The 22,597-nt window shown below is 38.7% G+C and carries 22 protein-coding genes; all 22 read right to left on the reverse strand.

What is annotated here, in order from left to right:
* Positions 1–5 precede the first annotated feature (5 nt).
* Positions 6–1,166: an ADP-forming succinate--CoA ligase subunit beta gene (gene sucC / locus VK91_RS05905; RefSeq protein ID WP_036080495.1), complete on the reverse strand. Its 1,161-nt coding sequence runs from the start codon at positions 1,164–1,166 to the stop codon at positions 6–8.
* A 162-nt stretch (positions 1,167–1,328) separates the two neighbouring features.
* Positions 1,329–1,631 carry an EscU/YscU/HrcU family type III secretion system export apparatus switch protein gene (locus tag VK91_RS05910; RefSeq protein ID WP_048391628.1) on the reverse strand — a complete coding sequence of 101 codons (303 nt, stop codon included), beginning with the start codon at positions 1,629–1,631 and terminating at the stop codon, positions 1,329–1,331.
* Positions 1,628–3,517 (reverse strand): hypothetical protein, encoded by a 1,890-nt coding sequence (locus VK91_RS05915; RefSeq protein WP_048391631.1) that lies wholly within the window; start codon positions 3,515–3,517, stop codon positions 1,628–1,630. Before VK91_RS05915 ends, VK91_RS05910 begins: the two co-directional genes overlap by 4 nt.
* A gap of 56 nt (positions 3,518–3,573) precedes the next feature.
* Positions 3,574–4,335: a ribonuclease HII gene (locus VK91_RS05920; RefSeq protein ID WP_048391633.1), complete on the reverse strand. Its 762-nt coding sequence runs from the start codon at positions 4,333–4,335 to the stop codon at positions 3,574–3,576.
* Positions 4,336–4,499: 164 nt separating this feature from the next.
* Positions 4,500–5,375, reverse strand: a complete 876-nt coding sequence (ylqF, locus tag VK91_RS05925) for a ribosome biogenesis GTPase YlqF (RefSeq protein ID WP_048391635.1) — start codon at positions 5,373–5,375, stop codon at positions 4,500–4,502.
* Between the two features lie 57 nt (positions 5,376–5,432).
* Positions 5,433–6,002, reverse strand: a complete 570-nt coding sequence (gene lepB / locus VK91_RS05930) for a signal peptidase I (protein ID WP_048391637.1) — start codon at positions 6,000–6,002, stop codon at positions 5,433–5,435.
* Between the two features lie 105 nt (positions 6,003–6,107).
* A complete protein-coding gene (gene rplS, locus VK91_RS05935) occupies positions 6,108–6,452 on the reverse strand; it encodes a 50S ribosomal protein L19 (RefSeq protein WP_004269407.1) in 345 nt (114 codons plus the stop codon).
* 116 nt (positions 6,453–6,568) lie between these two features.
* Positions 6,569–7,306, reverse strand: coding sequence for a tRNA (guanosine(37)-N1)-methyltransferase TrmD (gene trmD, locus VK91_RS05940; protein ID WP_048391697.1), 738 nt, complete (start codon positions 7,304–7,306; stop codon positions 6,569–6,571).
* Complete coding sequence (gene rimM, locus VK91_RS05945; protein ID WP_048391639.1) at positions 7,306–7,821, reverse strand: ribosome maturation factor RimM; 516 nt, start codon at positions 7,819–7,821, stop codon at positions 7,306–7,308. Before rimM ends, trmD begins: the two co-directional genes overlap by 1 nt.
* 374 nt (positions 7,822–8,195) lie before the next feature.
* Positions 8,196–8,429 carry a KH domain-containing protein gene (locus VK91_RS05950; RefSeq protein WP_004269410.1) on the reverse strand — a complete coding sequence of 78 codons (234 nt, stop codon included), beginning with the start codon at positions 8,427–8,429 and terminating at the stop codon, positions 8,196–8,198.
* A gap of 15 nt (positions 8,430–8,444) precedes the next feature.
* Positions 8,445–8,717, reverse strand: coding sequence for a 30S ribosomal protein S16 (gene rpsP / locus VK91_RS05955; protein WP_004269411.1), 273 nt, complete (start codon positions 8,715–8,717; stop codon positions 8,445–8,447).
* A 94-nt stretch (positions 8,718–8,811) separates the two neighbouring features.
* On the reverse strand, positions 8,812–10,170 hold the full coding sequence (ffh, locus tag VK91_RS05960; protein WP_048391641.1) for a signal recognition particle protein: 1,359 nt from the start codon (positions 10,168–10,170) through the stop codon (positions 8,812–8,814).
* Between the two features lie 12 nt (positions 10,171–10,182).
* Complete coding sequence (locus VK91_RS05965) at positions 10,183–10,518, reverse strand: putative DNA-binding protein (protein WP_048391643.1); 336 nt, start codon at positions 10,516–10,518, stop codon at positions 10,183–10,185.
* 295 nt (positions 10,519–10,813) lie between these two features.
* On the reverse strand, positions 10,814–12,091 hold the full coding sequence (ftsY, locus tag VK91_RS05970; RefSeq protein ID WP_048391646.1) for a signal recognition particle-docking protein FtsY: 1,278 nt from the start codon (positions 12,089–12,091) through the stop codon (positions 10,814–10,816).
* On the reverse strand, positions 12,088–15,669 hold the full coding sequence (gene smc, locus VK91_RS05975; RefSeq protein WP_048391648.1) for a chromosome segregation protein SMC: 3,582 nt from the start codon (positions 15,667–15,669) through the stop codon (positions 12,088–12,090). The genes ftsY and smc overlap by 4 nt, the downstream gene beginning before the upstream one ends.
* Before the next feature lie 3 nt (positions 15,670–15,672).
* Positions 15,673–16,437, reverse strand: a complete 765-nt coding sequence (rnc, locus tag VK91_RS05980) for a ribonuclease III (protein WP_012293239.1) — start codon at positions 16,435–16,437, stop codon at positions 15,673–15,675.
* 388 nt (positions 16,438–16,825) lie between these two features.
* Entirely contained in the window at positions 16,826–17,062 is a 237-nt protein-coding gene (gene acpP, locus VK91_RS05985; protein WP_009371143.1) for an acyl carrier protein, read from the reverse strand.
* 58 nt (positions 17,063–17,120) lie between these two features.
* Positions 17,121–17,867 (reverse strand): 3-oxoacyl-[acyl-carrier-protein] reductase, encoded by a 747-nt coding sequence (fabG, locus tag VK91_RS05990; protein ID WP_004269418.1) that lies wholly within the window; start codon positions 17,865–17,867, stop codon positions 17,121–17,123.
* Positions 17,860–18,813: an ACP S-malonyltransferase gene (fabD, locus tag VK91_RS05995; protein WP_004269419.1), complete on the reverse strand. Its 954-nt coding sequence runs from the start codon at positions 18,811–18,813 to the stop codon at positions 17,860–17,862. Before fabD ends, fabG begins: the two co-directional genes overlap by 8 nt.
* Before the next feature lie 18 nt (positions 18,814–18,831).
* Positions 18,832–19,824, reverse strand: coding sequence for a phosphate acyltransferase PlsX (gene plsX, locus VK91_RS06000; RefSeq protein ID WP_048391651.1), 993 nt, complete (start codon positions 19,822–19,824; stop codon positions 18,832–18,834).
* A gap of 2 nt (positions 19,825–19,826) precedes the next feature.
* Positions 19,827–20,399, reverse strand: coding sequence for a transcription factor FapR (fapR, locus tag VK91_RS06005; protein ID WP_004269421.1), 573 nt, complete (start codon positions 20,397–20,399; stop codon positions 19,827–19,829).
* Between the two features lie 132 nt (positions 20,400–20,531).
* The gene (gene recG, locus VK91_RS06010; protein ID WP_048391653.1) at positions 20,532–22,577 is read right to left on the reverse strand and encodes an ATP-dependent DNA helicase RecG; all 2,046 of its coding nucleotides are present in this window, start codon (positions 22,575–22,577) and stop codon (positions 20,532–20,534) included.
* Positions 22,578–22,597 lie beyond the last annotated feature (20 nt).

Below are 22,597 nucleotides of genomic sequence, written 5' to 3' on the forward strand. Positions count from 1 at the left end.
CTTCCTTAGCCTACTAGTCCCACAATTTTTTGTGCACCGTCAGCCATTGAATCCGCTGCAACGATGTTTAAACCAGATGCATTTAAAATTTCTTTTCCAAGTTCAACATTTGTACCTTCTAAGCGTACAACTAATGGCACAGCTAAACCAATCTCTTTAGCAGCCGTTACAACACCCTCAGCAATAATGTTACACTTCATAATTCCACCAAAGATGTTTACGAAAATGCCTTTTACGTTTGGATCAGAAAGGATAATTTTGAAAGCCTCTGTTACTTTTTCAGCTGTTGCACCGCCCCCTACATCTAGGAAGTTAGCAGGGCTTCCGCCGTAATAACTAATTGTATCCATCGTTGCCATTGCAAGACCAGCACCGTTAACCATACAGCCAATATTTCCATCTAATGAAATATAGCTTAGGTCATATTTTGAAGCTTCGATTTCTTTTGCATCTTCTTCGTCAAAATCGCGTAATTCGACAATATCCTTATGTCGATATAATGCATTGGCATCAAAATTGAATTTAGCATCTAATGCTACTACTTCGCCTTGTCCAGTTACAACAAGTGGATTAATTTCTACAATTGATGCATCTTTGTCGATAAATGCTTGATATAAGCCTAACATTAATTTAACAGCTTTCCCTACAAGGTTTGCTGGAATATTCATATTAAACGCCATACGACGTGCTTGGAAGCTTGTTAATCCAACTACAGGATCTACAACTTCTTTGAAGATTTTTTCCGGATTTGTTTCTGCTACTTCTTCAATATCCATACCGCCTTCTTCAGATCCCATCACTGTTACACGAGATGTGGCACGGTCTAATACTAGACTTAAATAGTATTCTTTTTGGATATCAGAACCCTCTTCAATATACAAACGTTTTACTTCTTTTCCTTCTGGACCTGTTTGATGAGTCACTAAAATTTTTCCTAATAACTCTTTTGCGTATGTGCGCACCTCGTCAAGGTTTTTAGCGATTTTGACACCGCCTGCTTTACCGCGTCCACCTGCATGGATTTGCGCCTTGACTACTGTTACGTTTGAGCCAAGTTCCTTCGCTACTTTTACAGCTTCATCAGGGGAAAAAGCAACTTTTCCGTTTGGTACAGCTACACCATATTTTCTCAGAATCTCTTTCCCTTGATATTCATGGATATTCATAATACATCCTCCCATCAAACATTTGCATAGAATTGTTTTACTAACATAGACTATTCTAACGAAAGATTCTGATAAAGTCTACACTTTGTCTTTAGTTCGAATTTTCTCTCTTATTATGACGCTTTTTTCTATTTTGTGTACTAAAACAGCTTGTAAAAATAATCAGAATAATTCATTTTTTCTATATTTTTGCGCATGTTGCTGATCCAAACGATAAATAAATGCGAAAACTTCTGCTACTGCCTGATATAATTCTTCAGGAATAGACTCATTTAAATCTAATTGACCAAGTAACTGCACAAGGTTAGGATCCTCATAAATCGGCACATTATGCTCATTTGCTCTTGCCAAAATGTTCTCGGCAATTTTCCCTTTTCCCTTTGCTACAACAGTGGGACTATCAAATTGACCAAGCTTATACGTAAGCGCAATTGCCTCTTTTCGAGTAAGTTTTTCTTCGCTCATACGCGGATATCCACCCCACTCTGCTCCTCTCGCTGTTCTACTACAGGATCTACTTTTTCCGTTTGCCCTTTGTCAAATTGTTTAATAAACACACCTGAAAGTTGATAATTTTTTTCAGCCAGGCCAATTTTTAAAGCAGCCTTTAACGGCTCAGCAAGTGATTGAATTTCCGAATTTTCATTAAAGACCGTTACTGTGACAACTCTATTTTGAACCTGCATATCAATCACTGTTTCTTGCATAGATGCCATTTGTAAATAAAATAATACGCGTGCATAGTTAGCATCAATTTTGCCATTATCTTTCATGCGACCATTCCATTGTAAGGTTGCATCCATCTTCTTGCCAAAAAATTCAAGTGGAACTTGCATGATGAGCTGATGTTGATGACCATTTTCTCCTGAAGATAGCTGCATTCCATTCATACGCGTCATAAGCATCTCTGCCGCTTCCTTCATTTGAGGTGGTATATTAGTTTCCTGCAATAATGTATGGAGCTGTGGCTTTAGCTGATGCGCAATCATGTGTAAATCAGCCGACTTGCTTCCGAGTGTAGCCTCGTAGCTAATTCCTAAATTTTTCAACACCGTTTTAAGTGCATGTTCCATCGCTTTACTATCCATTGAATTTTGTACTAGTGCTTCTGCTTGTGTCACAACTTGCTGTATAAATGGTTGCGAAGAATCAATACTATTTTTCACCAGATTGCGCATGAGTGCCTCAGTCTGTGAAGGAGAATTGGCCTCTTGTTTAAATAAGGATAACAAATGATCTTTCATCGAAAGTGTGTGGGCATCCTGTGTAAATAAACGATCAGCTGTATTTTGAGTAAAAGCTTTTAATAACTGATCCTGCATTTGTTTAGCAAAAACATCTAGCGTTTGTTTTGATACTGGTAGCTGATTGAAACGATCCACCAGCTGATTGATTTGCTGTTTTTGCTCATTCGTTAATAAATTTTGACTTTCGGTCCATGATTTAAGCTGTTCCACCAGTTGTCTAGCATTTTCTGGCTTTGTAGCAAGAATGGTTTGAATAACTTGACCAGCTTGCTGTATTGGCTGAAAGGCTTTTGCTTCATTCATTTTTGACCAGTTTTGCAATGTAGCCTGCTGGGGGAGAATCCCCGACTCTTTTAGCATTGATAAAGCTTGCATTTTTTCATTCATTGTCGCAGAACTATTCGTTAAACTTTGTAAAAGCCTTGCAAGCACTGCACTACCTGTTTCTACTTCAAAGGGCTTGGCAATCGCTTGTACTTGTTGCATTAAATTTTGCCTCAATGACTCAGATAGGGTTGTATCCTTCGCTAAAAGCTGAGCAAAGTTATCCATGATAGCGGTCATACCAGATGTCATTTGACCACTCATCAATGCTTGAAACACATCGTTTATCATAGGCATTTTAAGCTCTATCATTTTTTGAATGGTTTGTAGAGCATCTACTTTTGATATACCCTCTGGCAATGCCTTTAACCACATTTCAGCTTGCAGCATTTGTTCTTTAGAAATGGGTAGCTGCGCTTTCATAAAATGCCCTAATAATTGCTGCATCTCTGCAGATTTGGGCAAATTCATGGATTCTAATAACTGATTAATTTGCTGACTTGGTGTAGATGCCTGCGCCATCGGTCCAGTCACTATTTTCAATTCCGTTTGTGGATTTGTCCCTGTTACCTGAAAGAAATGGGCATCCCCAGCTTTTAACGGCACTTCTAATTTAGCTATAAATTTTTGATTACCTACTTGTATTTCTGCCATTTGATCTGGATATAATTGCTTAATTGTTCCATGAAATACTTGTCCTTGTTTTAAAGCAAGTGGTTGATTTGTCGAAGTCATTGCATTTTGCTGCATCTGAATTGGATTAAATGATGTGGCTGTCATATACATACTCCTTTCATCAATTACTCCTTCGTGTAATTGTCTACCGTTTTTTAGCTTTATGAAAACATAGATTTTATTGGTTCAAATGATTTACGATGGTGAATAGTCGGTCCAAATTCTTCTAACGCTTTTAAATGTTGCTTAGTCCCATACCCTGCATGTTGCGCAAAGCCATACATTGGAAATTCCTCGTCTAATTGCTCCATATACTCATCCCGTGCCGTTTTAGCTAAAATGGATGCAGCTGCTATCGCTAAGCTCTTAGCATCTCCTTTTATAATCGAATCTTGAGGAATTGTAATAGGTAATGTCATAGCATCTACTAAAACAACATTCGGCTTCGTTGACAATGATTCAACACTTACCTTCATAGATTGTTTTGTTGCCTCATATATATTCAGTTCATCAATTTGTTGGGCAGATTGAAAATGAATAAAATAGCTTATGGCATGCTCTTTAATTAATGTAGCAAAGCCGTTTCGTTTATCCTTCGATAATTGCTTTGAGTCATTCAGACCAACAAGTGCCTCACAATTTGTCGGTAAAATTACTGCTGCCGTTACGACTGGTCCTGCTAGTGGTCCTCTTCCTGCTTCATCTACACCCGCAATAAATGTATCTGTTCCCCCATAGCTTAAATCGAATGTAACTTTTTTTTGATGATCTTGCAGTAATTGATGTTTTTTATCTTGTCTCTTTTGCCAAGTTAGCCATGCCTTTTGTACACCTGCTCTTTCATCGGCTGCAACTTCTTTCATCCAATCTTGCCATTCCTCAGCAGCTTTCAATGCAGTTGTAATTTCCTTAATCGTTTTCATTGTGTACTCCTTCTTGCTTCTATTCATTCAAACTATATCATGTTCAGTTATTATGTAGTCTCTTTAACTTGAAAACTATTTTCCTCTCTATAGTCATTATCGGTTAAAAAATGTATTCCTAAAAGAAAAACTGTCACAAAAGAACGTGTGACAGTTTTAAATACTTATAATTGTTCAGTTTCCTTTTCTAATTGTTCATCCACAAAATCAAAGGTAAGTTTACCTAATTGTAATCCACGGATATCTCGAACAATTAGTTGAGCTACTTGATCATAATCTATTTCTCCACCAGGACCAAACACACGACGCAGCTTACCAATATGGTCAAAAGTATCCACTAACTCCTCATGGATAAACTCAAGACCGTAACGCTCTTCCATACGCTTTGGATAATGATTAGATAAGAAGCGTAATCCATAGACAGCTAGGTCTTCCATATTTGTAATAGTATCCTTAATAGCACCGGTTAAAGCTAATTTAAAGCCTACTTCTTGATCCTCAAACTTTGGCCATAAAATACCTGGTGTATCCAATAGTTCAAGCTCTTTACCAACTTTGATCCATTGCTGTGCCTTTGTCACACCTGGTGTATTGCCTGTTTTAGCGATATTTTTTTTCGCTAATCGATTTATCAATGTTGATTTTCCCACGTTTGGAATACCCACAATCATGGCACGAATAGCTCTAGGCTTCATTCCTCTTGCTTTCATGCGATCAAATTTTTCTTTTAAAATATCTTGTGCCGCTTTTGTGACTTGCTGTAAGCCCTTCCCCTCAAGTGAGTTAATGGCTACTGCTTTATGGCCACGCTTTGCAAAATACTCTACCCATTTCCGTGTTTCTTGTTCATCTGCCATATCCGCTTTATTTAAGATCAAAAGACGAGGTTTTTGGTTAATGACTTCGTCAATCATCGGATTACGTGAGGATAGCGGTAAACGTGCATCTATTAATTCAAAGATAATATCGACAAGCTTTAATTTTTCAGTTACTTCACGTCGGGCTTTAGCCATATGCCCTGGAAACCATTGTATCGTCACAGCTATACCTCCTAAACTAAAAGAAAAAGGGAGTGATTATGCTCTCCCTTTCTTACATTACTTTACAATTTTTATATCACTAAATGGCCAGAAAATCAGACTAGTATTACCGATAATTTCTTTTTGGTTAACAAGGCCAATATGTCGACTGTCTTTACTATATCGACGATTATCTCCCATAACAAAGATATACCCCTCAGGAATGGTATTGCTATCCAAGGAAACATCAATGTCATTTAAGGTGAAATCTTCTGTTAAAGTTCCCTCTGTGATTTGCGCTTTATAGGCATCTAAATAGGGTTCTTCAATTGGCTCACCATTTATATACAATTGATCATCCTTATACTCTAATGTATCTCCTGGCAATCCAATTACACGCTTTATGTAATTTTTTTGTTCAGGTGCATGAAATACAACGATATCAAAACGTTTAGGCTCACCTATTTTATAACCAATTTTATTCACAATCATTCGGTCGCCATCTTCAAGGGTTGGCATCATGGACTCTCCATCAACTGCAATGGGTGTAAATAAAAAATATCGAATAACTGCAGCAATCGCAAATGCAATTAATAGTGCTTTTGTCCATTCCCATAATTCATTTTTTTCTTTCACTTGTTTTTCCATTGAGAATTGCCCCCTTGTCTAACACCATTTTAGATGATAGTGAATAAAGATGACAAGCAAAAAGAAAAGAGGCTTGAACACAAGCCCCTCACTTTTAAGTCATAATTATCGAATTTCTTTAATACGAGCAGCTTTACCACGTAGGTTACGTAGGTAGTAAAGTTTAGCACGACGTACTTTACCACGACGTACAACTTCTAAGTTAGCGATTTTTGGTGTGTGTACAGGGAATGTACGCTCAACACCTACACCGTAAGAAATTTTACGAACTGTGAAAGTTTCGCTAATTCCGCCACCACGACGTTTAATTACTACACCTTCGAAAATTTGGATACGTTCACGAGTACCCTCTACTACTTTCACGTGTACCTTAACAGTATCACCAGGACGGAAAGTTGGTAGATCAGAGCGAAGCTGAGATTTTGTAATTTCTGCAATAATGTTTGACATTGTTTTCTCTCCTTAGACAGATGCTCTTGCACGCAATCTATGCCACAGCGGAACACCGTAATTCAGTACTCCACATAGAAGTACAGATTAGATGTTATCATAAATAGATTCGGCAATCAAGCATCTAGACAATTGTTTTTTAGTTTTTCTAGATACAATTTTTGCTTGTCTGTTAATGGGTATTGCTCCAGTAAGTCAGGACGGCGCTCAAAAGTTCTTTTCAGCGACTGTTCCTCTCGCCATTGCTCAATTTTAGCATGATTCCCCGATAATAAAACATCAGGTACCTTCATGCCACGGAACTCCGCAGGACGTGTATAATGTGGATGCTCAAGGAGACCTGTTGAAAAAGAATCCTGAATATGAGAATCCTCTTGTCCTAAGACACCAGGTAACAATCTAACTACGCTATCAATAACAGTCATAGCGCCTAATTCTCCACCTGTTAAGACAAAATCGCCAATGGAAATCTCGTCTGTCACAAGATGCTGACGTATACGCTCATCATAGCCTTCATAATGACCACATAAGAACACTAACTCTGTCTCCTGCGCTAGCTCCTCTGCTTTTTTCTGCGTAAATCGTTCGCCCTGAGGACACATTAATATGATACGCGGCTGTTTCCCTGCAGTTATAGCCTCTACTGCACTAAACATTGGTTCAGGCTTTAATACCATACCTGCACCACCACCATATGGATAGTCGTCAACCTGATTATGCTTGTTCCCTGAAAATGTACGAATATCCGTTACCTCTAAATTTACAGCTCCCTTTTCTTGTGCCTTCTTTAAAATAGATGCACCAAAAACACCTGAAAACATATCAGGAAACAGGCTCAATACATGAATATTCATCATAATAAGCCTTCCATAACATGAATGACTATTTTTTTGTCCCTAACATCAATATCTTTCACGATATCTTCTATATAAGGGATATAGTGTTCTTTCTTAGTCCCTTTCACTACCCATACATCGTTTGCCCCTGTTTGCAGGATATCTGCTACTATACCGATTGTCTCGCCCTCTTCAGAAATAACTGTGCAGCCTATTATTTCATGGAAAAAGAACTCATTTTCTTCAAGAAGATCATCAGTCATTTGATCTTTTGTCACTTTCAGCATGCCTTCTTTAAATGGCTCAACCAAGTTGATATTGTTCATGCCTTCAAAAGTTAATAAAATAAAGTTTTTATGACGACGCATAGAGTCAATCGTTACCCAGGTTGGCTTCTTATCATCTTTTTTAAAGGCAGCAAGCTTATTTCCTACTACAAAACGCTCTTCTTCAAAGTCTGTTGTCGATAATACACGTACCTCACCACGAATACCGTGCGTATTGACAATTCGACCTACATTAAACCATTCCATTCTATTTCACCTCGTAAAAAAAAATGCTTATCTTCACAATGCATCTGGCTCATCCAAAAAAGGTTCCGTTCTTGCAGATGTGCTTTGGAAGAATGTAGTTTTAGCTAAGACTCATTTGTCTTGTCAACAATAATATAAGCAATATCCTTTATCTATACTCCTTATTTAAGCTTTAATTTCCACTTAAATAGAAGTTATAGCGATATGCTGATGTTAAAAAAAGATAAAAAAAGGAAGGAACCTACAAGCTCCCTCCTTTTTCGTCCAGATTTTACGCTTTATACTAAAAGGCCACTTTGAACTCCTAAGCGACATGTAAACACACCTATCAGGACTCACTAGTACTTGTTGCAAGAGCGTGAAAATCTTTTCTATTAATCCAATATATCGACGTAGGTCTTCTTTTGATGGTGACTACCTGCCGCTGAATAAACAATTGTACGAATCGCTTTTGCTACTCGCCCTTGCTTGCCTATGACTTTCCCTCTATCCTCTGGATGAACAAAAAGTTTATAAACAATTCGATTTGCATTTTCATCCGTCTCAATACGAACTTCTTCTGGATAATCGACTAACGGTAAAACGATTGCTTCAATCAGCTGCTTCAAAGACGTCGCCCCCGATTATTTACTGAATTTTTGGTTATGGAATTTTTCCATGATACCTTGTTCTGAGAACAGGTTACGTACTGTATCTGATGGTTTTGCACCGTCAGCTAACCATTTAAGAGCTTTCTCTTCATCAATGTTTACAGTAGCTGGTTGAGTTAGTGGGTTGTAAGTACCAACTGTTTCGATTTGACGACCATCACGTGGTGAACGAGCGTCTGCAACTACGATACGATAGAAAGGAGATTTTTTAGCTCCCATACGTTTTAAGCGAATTTTAACTGCCATTTTAATAGCACCTCCGAATAAGTTTCACACAAGATAGTATATTATCAATGTTTAGGTTGTTTGTAAAGTGTTTTTTCTTAACACCTAAAAATTATTATTTAAACAATGAATCAAAGCCTGGTAATTTCATTTTTTTCTTCCCTTTACCACTTGCCATTCCAGTCATTTGTTTCATCATTTTTTTCATTTCATCGAATTGTTTAATGAGACGATTCACCTCTTGAATAGATGTCCCAGAGCCTTTCGCAATACGCTTTTTACGGCTACCATTAATGATTTCTGGGTTGGTCTTTTCAGCAGGCGTCATCGAGTAAATAATGGCCTCTACACGCCCCATTTGCTTATCATCAACTTTTACATTATCTAAGCCTTTGATTTTGTTAGCACCTGGTAGCATTTTTAAAATTTCATCAAGAGGGCCCATTTTCTTGACTTGCTGTAATTGCTCGACAAAATCATCAAAAGTAAATGTTTGAGATTTAAACTTTTCTTCTAATTCTTTTGCCTTGGCTTCATCTACATTTGCCTGAGCTTTCTCGATAAGGGACAGAACATCGCCCATACCTAATATACGAGACGCCATACGCTCTGGATGGAATGGTTCAAGCGCATCCATTTTTTCGCCCATCCCGACAAATTTAATTGGTTTTTGCGTCACAGAACGGATAGATAATGCAGCACCACCACGCGTATCACCGTCAAGTTTTGTTAAAACAACCCCAGTAATACCGATTGCTTCATTAAAGCTTTCTGCTACATTGACTGCATCTTGACCCGTCATGGCATCAACAACTAGGAAAACCTCATCTGGCTCTTTTAATGCACGAATATCCTTTAACTCTTGCATTAGGTCTTCATCGATATGAAGTCGACCAGCTGTATCAATAATCACTACATCATGATGCTCTTCCTTTGCCAATTCAATTGCCTGACGTGCAATTTCTACAGGAGATACCTCAGTACCTAGCGCAAAAACAGGTAGTGATAACTGTTTTCCTAATGTTTGTAATTGTTGGACAGCTGCTGGACGATAAACGTCAGCGGCAACTAATAATGGTTTACGATTATATTTTTTTCGTAGAACATTTGCCAATTTACCTGTAGTGGTCGTTTTACCCGCACCTTGTAGACCAACCATCATAATGACAGTGGGTGGCTTCGTATTAAACTTAATGGGACTTTGTTCGCCCCCCATTAATTCTGTTAGTTCATCCTGTACAATTTTAATAACTTGCTGACCTGGTGTTAAACTTTGCATAACATCAACACCGACAGCACGTTCACTTACCTTTTTCACGAATTCTTTGACTACTTTTAAGTTAACATCCGCCTCGATTAAAGCAAATCGGACTTCTCGCATCATTTCTTTAACGTCTTGCTCTGACACTTTTCCTTTGCCTTTAATCTTTTGGATCGTTCCTTGGAGTCGTTCCGCTAATCCTTCAAAAGCCATTGCTTTCGCCTCCTAATCCCATTCTTTCAGCTGCTCAATAAGTGCTAGCTGCTCTTCAGCTGTCATACTTTTTTCTGTAATCCCCTGTGTTAGCTGTGACAGCATTTGGGTACGTTGTTGAAATTTCTCAAGTAAACATAATTTTTCTTCATATTCCTCAAGCATCGCTTCAGTTCGACGAATATTATCGTAAACAGCTTGGCGTGAAACACCATACGATTCAGCGATTTCTCCTAGAGAGTTATCATCCAAATAGTATAGCTCCATATAACTTCTTTGCTTATCTGTTAATAATGCTTGATAAAAGTCGAAGAGAAAGTTCATGCGTGTTGTTTTTTCAAGTAGCATCGAATGTTTCTCCTCCCGCTATTAGTCATTTGTATCATAACGAAAAGCGCCCGTCTGTGTCAAGGTAATCTCCTTGTCTAAAAGCCTAAATTACAGCTTTCAGGCATTTTTTGCCTTTGGCTAGTATTACTCTTTTAAACAAGTCAATTCACCTATACACAATCGAGCGTTTTTATCTATTATGTGTCAGTGTCACTTTATCCAATTTTGTTCAAAAGCTGAAGCAAACTAAGCATCCTGCTTTCTGAATAGAAAAGAGATATATGGCATTCAATATAAAACTATTCAGCCACTGTTAGCTGTTTTCATCATTATTTTGTAGTTCCTTATCCAAACCATCAGCAAATAGTCCATAGACATATCGTTCTGCATCAAATGGCTGTAAATCATCCATTTTCTCACCAAGACCCACAAATTTTACAGGAATGTGCAGCTTGTTACGAATAGCAAGAACAATACCCCCTTTAGCAGTACCGTCTAACTTTGTTAAAACAATCCCTGTCACATTCGTTGCCTCTTTAAATGTTTGTGCTTGAACAAGCGCATTTTGGCCAGTTGTTGCATCTAATGCTAATAATACTTCATGTGGAGCATTTGGAATTTCACGTGAAATAACACGATGAACTTTTTCAAGCTCATTCATTAGGTTCACTTTGTTCTGCAAGCGTCCCGCTGTATCACAAATCAACACATCCGCTTTTCTGTTTTTTGCTGCACGAATCGCATCATACATAACTGCTGCTGGGTCAGAGCCTTCTGATTGTTTAATAACCTCACAACCAACACGATCTCCCCATACTTGTAATTGATCAATAGCACCTGCACGGAACGTATCACCCGCAGCTAATACAACAGTTTTCCCTTGAGACTTTAAACGGTGTGCTAGCTTACCTATCGTTGTTGTTTTCCCAACACCATTTACACCAACAAATAGAATAACCGTTAGTTCACCATCTGGCTGCATAGTTAGTTCAATTAAATCTTCTTCACCTTGCTCGTAAATTTCTACAAGCTTCTCAGAAATCACAGCTTGAATGCCATTTGTATCTTTAATATTTTTACGTTGCACTTCATAACGCAGTTTATCCATGAGTTCCATGACTGTTTCAAATCCAACATCAGCCTGTAATAGTAAGTCCTCTAATTCTTCAAAGAAATCCTCATCCACTTTACGATAGCGTGCAACAAGGTCATTCACTTTTGATGTAAAAGAATTACGTGTTTTTTCAAGACCAGCCTTGAATTTTTGTGTTATTGACCAAGCAGAAGGCTTTTTCTCTTCCAGTGGTTCATCCTCTACTACTGCTAGCTCCTGAACATCTAGCTGTGCTTCTTCTATTTCAGGTGAGGGCTCGGCTTCCACGTCGACTTCTTTCACAATCGCCATTTCTGGTGACTCTTCATCTTGTTCAGACACTTTTAGATCAACGGTTTCAATGGCAGCAGGTTCGTTTGATTCTTTAAACTCTGGCTCCGAATGGTCAGATTCCTGTTCGTTGTCGGTTGCGTCTAGCTTCTCTTCCTCTGCTGGATTACCCATTAATTTATCTTTTAAACGTTTAAAAAAACTCATGCTTGTTCGCTCCTTTGCTCCGCAAGTACGGGTTCATCTTCTAGTTTTACTGATACAAGTTTCGACACACCTGATTCTTGCATTGTTATACCATACAAGACATCAGCTCCCTCCATTGTTCCTTTACGATGAGTAATCACAATGAATTGTGTGTCGAGACTAAACTTTTTCAAATATTGGCTATAACGCACAACATTCGCTTCATCTAAAGCCGCCTCTACTTCATCCAGAATACAAAATGGTACAGGTCGAATATTTAAGATGGAGAATAGTAAAGCAATGGCCGTAAGTGCACGCTCACCACCAGAAAGCAAACTTAAATTCTGTAATTTTTTTCCTGGAGGCTGTGCCACAATTTCAATACCTGTTTCCAATAAATTTTGAGGGTCAATTAAAACCAAATCAGCTTGCCCCCCGCCAAACAATTCACGGAAAACACGTTTAAATTGCTCTCTAATAGCGTAAAACGTTTCACTAAAGCGCAACGTCATTTCTTCATCCATTTCTTTGATTGCTTCATGTAATGTTTCCTGTGCAGCAAGCAAGTCCTCTCGTTGTTCAGTTAAGAAAGTATGACGTTCTAGTACTCTATCATATTCCTCAATCGCACTTAAATTAACAGGTCCTAGCTCTTCAATGGATCTTTTTAACAATTTAACACGTCTTCGCACAAACTCTTCATCTTCTATTGCCAGAGCTTCTTTCTCAGCCTCTTCGAATGTTAACTGATAATTTTCTTCGAGTTGTTCGATAAAATTATCCATTTCAAATTCTACACGATTACGTTTTAACTCATTGGCACGAATTGCTTCAAGGTATCCTTTATGAATACGCTGTAGTTCCTTGAGTTGTTCTTCTAATGTAGAGAGTTCTTGTTGTTGTCCTATTTTCTGCTCTTTCTTTTCAGAAATAGTCTCTTGTAAGGCATCTCTTCTTGCTTTCCATGTCACAACCTGTTCCTCGACCTCTTCATCACTTAAATGATTTGTCGATTCATCAGATTGAAGCCACATTATTTCCTGAGAAATATTTTTAACTTTTTGTTGTGCTTTGTTTAATTGTAGTGCCAGTTCAGCAGTTGTAATTTGAACTTGTGACATTTGTTCTTGCATAACCGCTAGCTGTGAACGTTTTTCGGCAAGCTGTTCTCGTAAGACATCTTTCTCTGTCTCCCCCTGTAACTTTACCTTACTTAATTGTTCGACAGTTTCATTGATTTCGACAAGCTCTACAGCAAGGGTATTTAAGCGCTCCTCTGCTGCTTGCTTTTGTGTTAACAATGCTTCCTCACGTGTTTTTACATCTTTTGTTTCAGTTGAAGCAAAGGTTACTCTAGCCGATAAGCTTTTTTCTACGACTTCTAGCTCACGAATACGACTTGACTGTTGCATCTCATCTTTTCGTAATTGCTCTCCTTCAAGCTTTAATTGCTCTACTTGATCTCGCAGTACTGCAAGCTTCTCTTTTTCGGCTGCAACAGCCTGTTCAGCACTATAAATGGAAGCCTGTAACGATTCTAGCTTAATGATTAAATCATCTAACTCTGCTTTTCTTGTAAAGAGTGAGGATTGCTGTTTCAGTGCACCACCTGTTAAGGAACCCCCTGCATTAACAATATCTCCTTCAAGTGTGACAACTCGGTATCGGAAACCACATAATCGGGCAATTTGACTTGCGCCTTCTAAATTTGATGCCACGATGACATTCCCTAATAGATTTTCAACAATTGTTCGATTGTCTTCATTAAAAGTGACGAGTGCATCTGCCATTTTAACAAAGGCAGGATGTTCAGTTGCTAGCTGAATAGTTCCTAGATTAATTTTGCGTGATTTCATGACTGTTTTCGGTAAAAAAGTAGCACGTCCAGCCCGTTTTTGTTTTAACCAGTGAATAGCCTGTTGCGCATGGCGCTCATTGGTTGTGACAATATGTTGAGAGGCAGCGCCTAAAGCTGTTTCAATCGCTTGTGAATACTTTCCTTCAACTTGGATTAACTCTGCTACAGCACCCTCAATACCTTGTAAATCACCTTTATCTCGAGCAAGCAAGACTTCTTTAACACCTTGGAAGAACCCAGAAAAATCAGCTTCGAGTTCAGCTAATGTATCTTTTCTAGCCTTTAGTTGTTGTTGGTGTTGATACGCTTTGTACAACATATCCTGTTTTTCGCTAAAAGAAATATTGACATTTTTCAACTGTATTTGTAAGGTTTCATATTGCTCTAATTGTTTCTGTAAATCATTGGTTGTCAAAGCATGTTCAACCACTAGCTTTTCTTTTTCAGCAATGATTTGCATAAGCTCTTGTCCAATTTCATCTGTTTGATCAGACATTTTTGCCGCCATTGCCTTTTGTTGAGCTAATTGCTGATCGATATTTTTTAATTCATTCTTGACTGTTGCTTCTTCATTTAATGAATCAATATATCGATTTTTATAGTCTTCTATTTCTTCCTCGATTTCTGTCACAGACCGATTTAATGATTGTTCTAACTGCTTGATGCTCTGCTTTAATACTGATACGGCTTGTTGCTTCTCGGAGAACACTTCTTTTTTCTCCTGTTCTTGAACCAGGAGTAATTCTACTTCCGCCTTAGCCTCTTGTAATGTTGTATTCAGTTGTAATAGTTGATTCGATGCATTTTGGCGTTTTTCAGCCATTAATGCCTTACGACCATCCCAACGCTCTACCTCCATAGTGGCATTGACAAGCTCAGCCTGCGAAACATCCAAATAATCATCTAGATCTTTTAATAGCTTACGTATATTGGCGGTCTGTTTATCAATCATTGAAATATTTTGAGCTTGTTCTAGCTCTGTTGCAGAAAGCTTCGTAAATTCCTCTTTAAGCGCATGCAAAGATTGTGCACAATTTTTAAAATCATGCACAAGAATTGCAATATCAAAATCCTTTAGCTCAGAAGACATTTGTACATAATCTCTTGCACTAGATGCCTGCATTTCAAGCGGCTCTAATCGGTTGTCTAATTCATGGAGAATGTCTAATACACGATACAAATTTTCATCTGTCTCAACAAGCTTATGCTCAGCTTTTTTCTTTCTTATTTTATACTTTAAAACGCCAGCTGCCTCTTCAAAAATAGAACGACGGTCATCAGGTCGACTATTTAAAATTTCATCAACACGACCTTGAGAGATAATTGAAAATGCCTCTTTCCCAAGTCCTGAATCCATAAACAAGTCCGTAATATCCTTCAGGCGACACTGTTGGTTATTTAATAAATATTCACTATCACCTGAACGGTATACGCGTCTTGTTACACTGACTTCTGTATAAGAAAAAGCAAGTTGCTCATCAGTATTATCTAAAATAAGTGTTACTTCTGCAAAGTTGAGTGGCTTACGAGAGTCACTCCCAGCGAAAATAACATCTTCCATCTTTGCTCCACGTAACGACTTTGCCGATTGCTCCCCAAGTACCCAACGAATCGCATCTGTGACATTACTTTTTCCACTGCCATTTGGTCCAACAACGGCTGTAACACCAGGTACAAAATCAATTCCAATGCGTTCCGCAAAAGATTTAAAGCCAATCACTTCTAGTCGTTTTAGGAACATCTATTAAGCCTCCTCTTTTGCAGCTTCTTCACGCATCATCCGCATTGCACATTGTGCAGCTTGCTGCTCGGCTTCTTTTTTTGATTTTCCACGACCAATACCAAGCTCTTGTCCATTTAATAATACGCTTGATACAAAGGTACGATTATGTGCTGGGCCTTTTTCATCGATAATCTCATAATGAAGAAGTCCATTATTCGTTTGCTGTACCATTTCTTGCAATTGACTTTTAAAATCCATCACATGCGAAAAAGCACCGACTTCTACTTTTGGGAACACGATTCGTTCTAAAAATGACACGACCGTTTGTAAATCTTGATCTAAATAGAGTGCACCTACAAATGATTCAAAGACATCTGCAAGCAGCGCTGGACGTTCCCGACCACCTGTTAATTCCTCACCTTTTCCAAGTAATACAAAGCGTCCAAAGCCTAGCTCGTTAGCAAATATCACTAGTGATGGCTCACATACAATGGAAGCTCTTAGCTTTGTTAACTCACCCTCGCTCATATTTGGGTATTTCTCAAAAAGATATTTAGAAACAGACAGTTCAAGTACTGCGTCTCCTAAAAATTCAAGACGCTCATTATCCGTAAATAATTTACGGCGATGCTCATTCACATAAGATGAATGCGTGAATGCTTGATACAATAAATTTTTATTAATAAATGTGATATTTAATTCATGCTGTAACAGCTCAAATTGGTTGCGTACTTTTTCAGGAAGTACGCCAGATTTCTGCATAGTTCCTTTTCTTTTCATAGCCATTGAACAAATCTGCCTTCCTAATAGTTTCTACCGTTTTAGTGTACCTTTTTCAGGGCGTTTATGCAAAAGTATTTCGGCTTAAACACAATGTTTTGGAAATTTTTCCGAAAATTCCTCTTAATACAGCATGCATCTCCCATTAGAGAGAATTTTGAAGCTGACTGGTCATTAGATTTTTAACATAAAAAAGGGACGTTAATAGATCGAAAACCGATCCATTTCGTCCCCTTTAAATACATCTTCATTCATTGAATCTGCTCCTTCAAACAAGGAATGCAGAAAAAGTAATTTCTACTTTATTCAAGCTACCATAAAACCATTGTATGATTACGATGACCATTACACCATTAGAGGTGATCTATTTTCACTAAATAAAGTTTTAACGAAATTAGTTTAATTTACTTTCGATGTATGAGATTGCAGTACCTACTGTTGAGATTTTTTCAGCATCTTCATCAGAAATTTCCATATCGAATTCGTCTTCAAGCTCCATTACAAGCTCAACTACGTCTAATGAGTCAGCACCTAAATCATCACGGAAAGAAGCTTCAAGCGTTACTTCGCTTTCTTCCACACCTAAACGGTCCACGATTACTTTTGTTACGCGTTCTAATACTGTAGACAAATGATTCACCTCCCCTCAAATGATTATACAAAAAATCAGCTTATATGCCTAATTGAAATTACATAACCATACCGCCATCAATATGAAGCGTTTGTCCAGTCATATAATTTGCGTCCTCCGATGCTAGGAAAGCTACTGCTTTTGCGATATCCTCTGGCTGACCAAGTTTCGCAAGAGGAATCTGTGTTAGCATACCTTGTTTGATATCCTCTGGCAATTGTTCTGTCATTTCTGTTTCGATAAAACCTGGTGCAATAGCATTAACTAAAATATTACGAGAAGCTAATTCCTTTGCCGTCGTTTTCGTTAGTCCAATAACACCTGCTTTAGCCGCAACATAGTTGGCTTGACCAGCATTACCCGCTACACCAACGATGGAAGAAATGTTAATAATGCGACCTGCACGTTGCTTCATCATTTGACGTGTGACCGCTTTTGTACAAAGGAAAACACCTTTAAGGTTCGTATTTAATACATCGTCCCATTCGTCTTCTTTCATACGCATGATCAAGTTATCTCTTGTAATACCAGCATTATTCACTAAAATATCAAGGGAGCCGTATGTTTTCACAGCAGCATCCATTAATGCTGTCACTTCTTCTGTCTGAGAGACGCTAGCTTGTACAGCAATTGCTTCGCCACCGTTTTCTTGAATCATCGCTACTACTTCTTCTGCTTTTGCCTGAGAGCCGCTATAGTTCACAACAACCTTAGCACCTTCTTCTGCAAGCTTTAAAGCAATAGCACGTCCAATCCCTCTTGAAGCTCCTGTTACAACAGCTACTTTTCCTTCTAATTTACGCATTAATTGACCACTCCTTCGACGCTTCTAAAACTGCTTCTAACGAAGCTTCATCATAAACACAATAAGTTGCAACAGAGCGATCAATTTTTTTCAGGAGACCGCTTAATACTTTACCAGGTCCACATTCGATAAAGACGTCAACACCTTGCGCAAGCATTTCACGCATAGAAGCTTCCCATTGAACAGCACTGTATACCTGTTCAACTAGCTCTTGTTGTATTGCTGCTACATCTTTTAATTCCTTCGCCATCACATTGCCAATTACAGGAATTTCAGGTGCAGATAAAGAAATCTCTGCCAATGCTGCTTGCAGTTTCTCTGAAGATGGACGCATTAAATCAGAGTGGAAGGGACCACTTACAACTAAAGGTATTGCTCGTTTTGCACCAGCTTCTTTGGCAGCAACACTTGCTTTATCCACACCTTCTTTAGTGCCCGAAATAACAATTTGTCCTGGACAATTCACATTAGCCACCTGAACAGAGTCACCTGATGCTGATACCTGCTCTGTTACCTCGTTCAATGCCTCTAGTTCCATTCCTAAAATTGCCGCCATTGCGCCTTGACCTGCTGGCACAGCTTCATTCATATAAAGACCTCGTTTATGCACGATTGACACAGCATCATCAAATGACATAACACCTGCTAACACCAATGCACCATATTCTCCAAGTGAATGACCCGCTGCGTAGTGTGGTTGAATACCTGCTGCGCGTAACTTTTCAGCCACCATTACACCAGTAGTAAGTAGCGCTGGCTGTGCGTGATATGTCAGTGTTAACTCTTCTGCTGGACCTTCTAACATTAATTTAGATAATTCAAATTGAAGAGCTTGATCTGCGCGATCATAAAATGCTTTACTTTCTGCAGCATTTTCAACAAACTCTTGACCCATTCCAACTACTTGTGAACCCTGTCCTGGAAAAATAAATGCTATTTTTGTCATTTGAATAATCCCCTTTGCTTAATCAATTTCTATGTGGCGTACTGTCTCCGTAATCGTCGAAATAACCGTATGCTCCACCATCGTATTGGCTTGTCGAATGGCACTGAAAATCGCTTTCGCATTTGATGATCCATGTGCCTTAATAACAGGTGCTTGTAAGCCAAACAATCCTGCGCCACCATACTCTGTATAGTCCATTTTATTTTTCAAGTCACGTAAATTATTTTTCATGAGCGCTGCTGAAATTTTCGTTTTCGTTGAAGACATAAAGGCCTCTTTTAACATAGAAAATAAAGCACCTGCTGTCCCTTCAATAGACTTCAACACCATATTTCCTGTAAAGCCATCTGTTACAACAACATCAGCTACTCCCTCAAGTAAATCACGTGCTTCTACATTTCCAATAAAATTCAAATCTGCTTCCTTCAATAATTCGAAGGCAGCTTTTGTTAATTCATTCCCTTTTTTATCCTCGGTACCGATATTTAATAAGCCAATTCGTGGTTTTTGCAAACCTCCAACCTTTTTAGCATAAATATCACCCATAATGGCATATTGCACTAAATGCTCTGGGCGAGCATCTGCATTTGCCCCTAAATCAAGCATTAAAAACCCTTTACCGTCTAATGTTGGTAGCGTTGTAGCTAATGCTGGTCTAGCTATTCCCTCAATGCGACCTACTTTAAATAGGCCACCCGCCATCAGGGCCCCTGTGTTCCCTGCAGAAAGGCAAGCATCTGCTTTACCCTCCTCTACTGCATCCATCATACGTGCCATGGAAGAATCCTTTTTTCTACGAACAGCACGGGCAGGATCATCAGTTCCTTCTACTGCTTCCTCACAATGTATAACCTTTAATCGATCATGTTGTTTTAAAAATGGTTCCAGCTTATCTTGATGACCATATAGTTGAATTTCTAAGTTTGGAATTTGCTCTAATGCTAAAAGTGCACCTTCAACAACTGACTTTGGTGCATTGTCTCCACCCATTCCATCAAGCGCTAATTTCATTGTTACTCACCTTTACCTTTCGTGCGGTACATATCAAACTCACCAACAAAAACGGTTTCACCATTAACGGTAGATGTTACCTCAACTTTTGTTCGATGTGTTTGTTCATCTCGTCCGATAACAATCGCTTTTGTAATAACACGATTTCCAGCTCGTACAGGTTTCACAAACGTAATATTGGAATGTACGGTTAATGCTAGTTCGTCATCAATTACTGCAACCGCTAATGAATTTGCTTGCGCAAACAAATGATGCCCACGTGCGATGCCATTACGCTGAAAAACATGTTCTTCTTGTACATCAAAAATCGAGAGTGCTCGATGATCTAATTCAATATCTACTATCTCCCCAATGACCTCATCAATCGGGAGAGATTTTACTTCATTTTCATAGTTTTTTGAAGCAACATCTTTAATTCGCTCGCGTAATTCTGGTATTGATAATTCCATACGGTCTAAACGAATTGTTTGGACACTTACCTGAAACTGTGTTGCTAGCTGTTCATCTGTGACGAATGGATTTTCAGCTATCGTTTCAGATAGTAGTCGCTGTCGCTCTTTTTTCGTTCGTCTCAACTTCATTCGCCACCTTTTGAGTTGTTATTAGCACTTGGTACTAATATCAGTATATAGAGTATAAAAAAAGAATGCAAGACTTGTTTTGAAATCAAGTACTTACATTCTTTCTGTGCTAACAAGCTTCTCAGATTAATCGAAGCGCTCTCCTTGTAAAACACCAGTATCTTCTAGCATTTTACGCAAGTATTGATAGTCGTCATCCTGCCAAAACTCTTTTGTTTCAAGCATCTCTGAGGCATCTTTTCTAGCGGTCTCCAATATACGATAATCATGTACTAAATCAGCTACTTTAAAATCAGGTAAACCACTTTGCTTTCTACCAAAAAAGTCTCCTGGTCCCCTTAATTCAAGATCTTTTTCAGCTAAACGGAAACCATCATTTGTTTCTGTCATCGATTGCATACGTTCTTTCCCCTCATCAGACTTAGGATCTGCAAGTAAAATACAGTATGATTGGTGCTCACCACGACCAACACGACCTCGAAGCTGATGCAGCTGCGCTAGGCCAAAGCGTTCAGCATCATAGACAAGCATAAAGGTAGCATTTGGTACATTTACACCTACCTCTACAACGGTTGTAGAAACTAAAACTTGAATAGTCCCTTCACTAAAAGCACGCATAACCGCATCTTTTTCATCTGCTGATAAACGCCCATGCATTAAACCAACATGATAACGATCTTTAAAATAAGTCGCTAGCTGCTCATAAATTTCCACAGCATTCTGAACATCAAGCTTATCGGATTCCTCGATAAGCGGACAAATCGCATAGGCTTGTCTTCCAGCCGCTAGCTCTAATTCTAGCTTAGATAAAACGGAGCCGAATTGTTCTTTCTTCATCCAATGCGTTTCAATCTGCTTACGCCCTGCTGGCATTTCATCAATCATCGATACGTCCATTTCCCCAAATGCAGTAATAGCTAATGTTCGTGGTATCGGGGTAGCTGTCATAAAAAGCACATCGGGATTCTCCCCTTTATCACGCAAAATACGTCGTTGCTCCACACCAAAGCGGTGCTGTTCATCCGTGATGACAAAGCCAAGTTTATGAAAAATAACATCTGGCTGGATTAGTGCATGTGTACCAATAACAATATCAAGATCTCCATTTGCCAAATCAGCTAATATCACACGTCGCTCTTTTGTTTTAGTGGACCCGGATAAGAGTGCAACACGAACACCAAATGGTTGGAACCATTCTTTCAAATTCTCTAAGTGCTGTTCTGCTAATATTTCAGTTGGTGCCATTAAGGCTCCTTGAAAACCTGCTGTTACGGCTGCATATAGCCCTATTGCTGCTACAACGGTTTTACCCGAACCTACATCCCCTTGTAGCAAGCGATTCATTCGATGCGGCTCCTTCAAATCCTTACAAATTTCATTCACCACGCGTTTTTGAGCATTCGTTAATTCATAGGGTAAGGAAGCGATAAAATCTCGTAACTTATGCACATTAAATTGAATAACTGTACCGTGTTCACTATCCTTCCTTATTTTCCGTAAAGCTTGAATACGCAATTGGAAGTTTAATAGCTCCTCATAGGCAAAGCGTCTCCTTGCTTGTTTAGCATGCCCAGCATCCAGTGGAAAATGAATACCCTCCAAGCCCTCTCTTATTGAAACAAGCTTATACGACTCTTGTAAATAATATGGAATGGTCTCTGGCAGTACTTCTCCACAATCATCTAACACTTGTCGCATATATTTTCGAAATCTTTTTTGGGGGATCAAGCCTTTCAGACTATAGACAGGCTCAAAGTCAACTTGATCTGTTTTAGGACCAAATGTAACTGAAGTGCCATTGATTACTTGTCTACCCCGATCCCATTTACCAGTCACAGTAATAATGGAACCAGGTACAAGCTTTTGCTTTAAATAGCCCTGATTGAAAAATACGACTTTTACTAAATGTCTTCCTGCTAAAACAGTTACTTGGAGTCTTGACTTATTACGACCTAAAAATAAAATCGTAGGCTCCCGCTCCACCTTACACTCAACTGTAACCCGTTCGTTATGTGGTGTTTGCGCTAAATCTTTTAAACGAAAATCTTCATGTCGATGTGGGAACGTCCATAATAAATCAGCTATTGTATTGATTCCTAGTGATTCAAGATGGGCTGCTGTTTCTTTCCCGACGCCTTTTAATTCATTGACGGGTCCATGTAATTCAGTCATCTTATCCCACAACTCCCTTC

The organism is Lysinibacillus sp. LK3 (assembly GCF_001043675.1).
Classification (GTDB): domain Bacteria; phylum Bacillota; class Bacilli; order Bacillales_A; family Planococcaceae; genus Lysinibacillus; species Lysinibacillus capsici.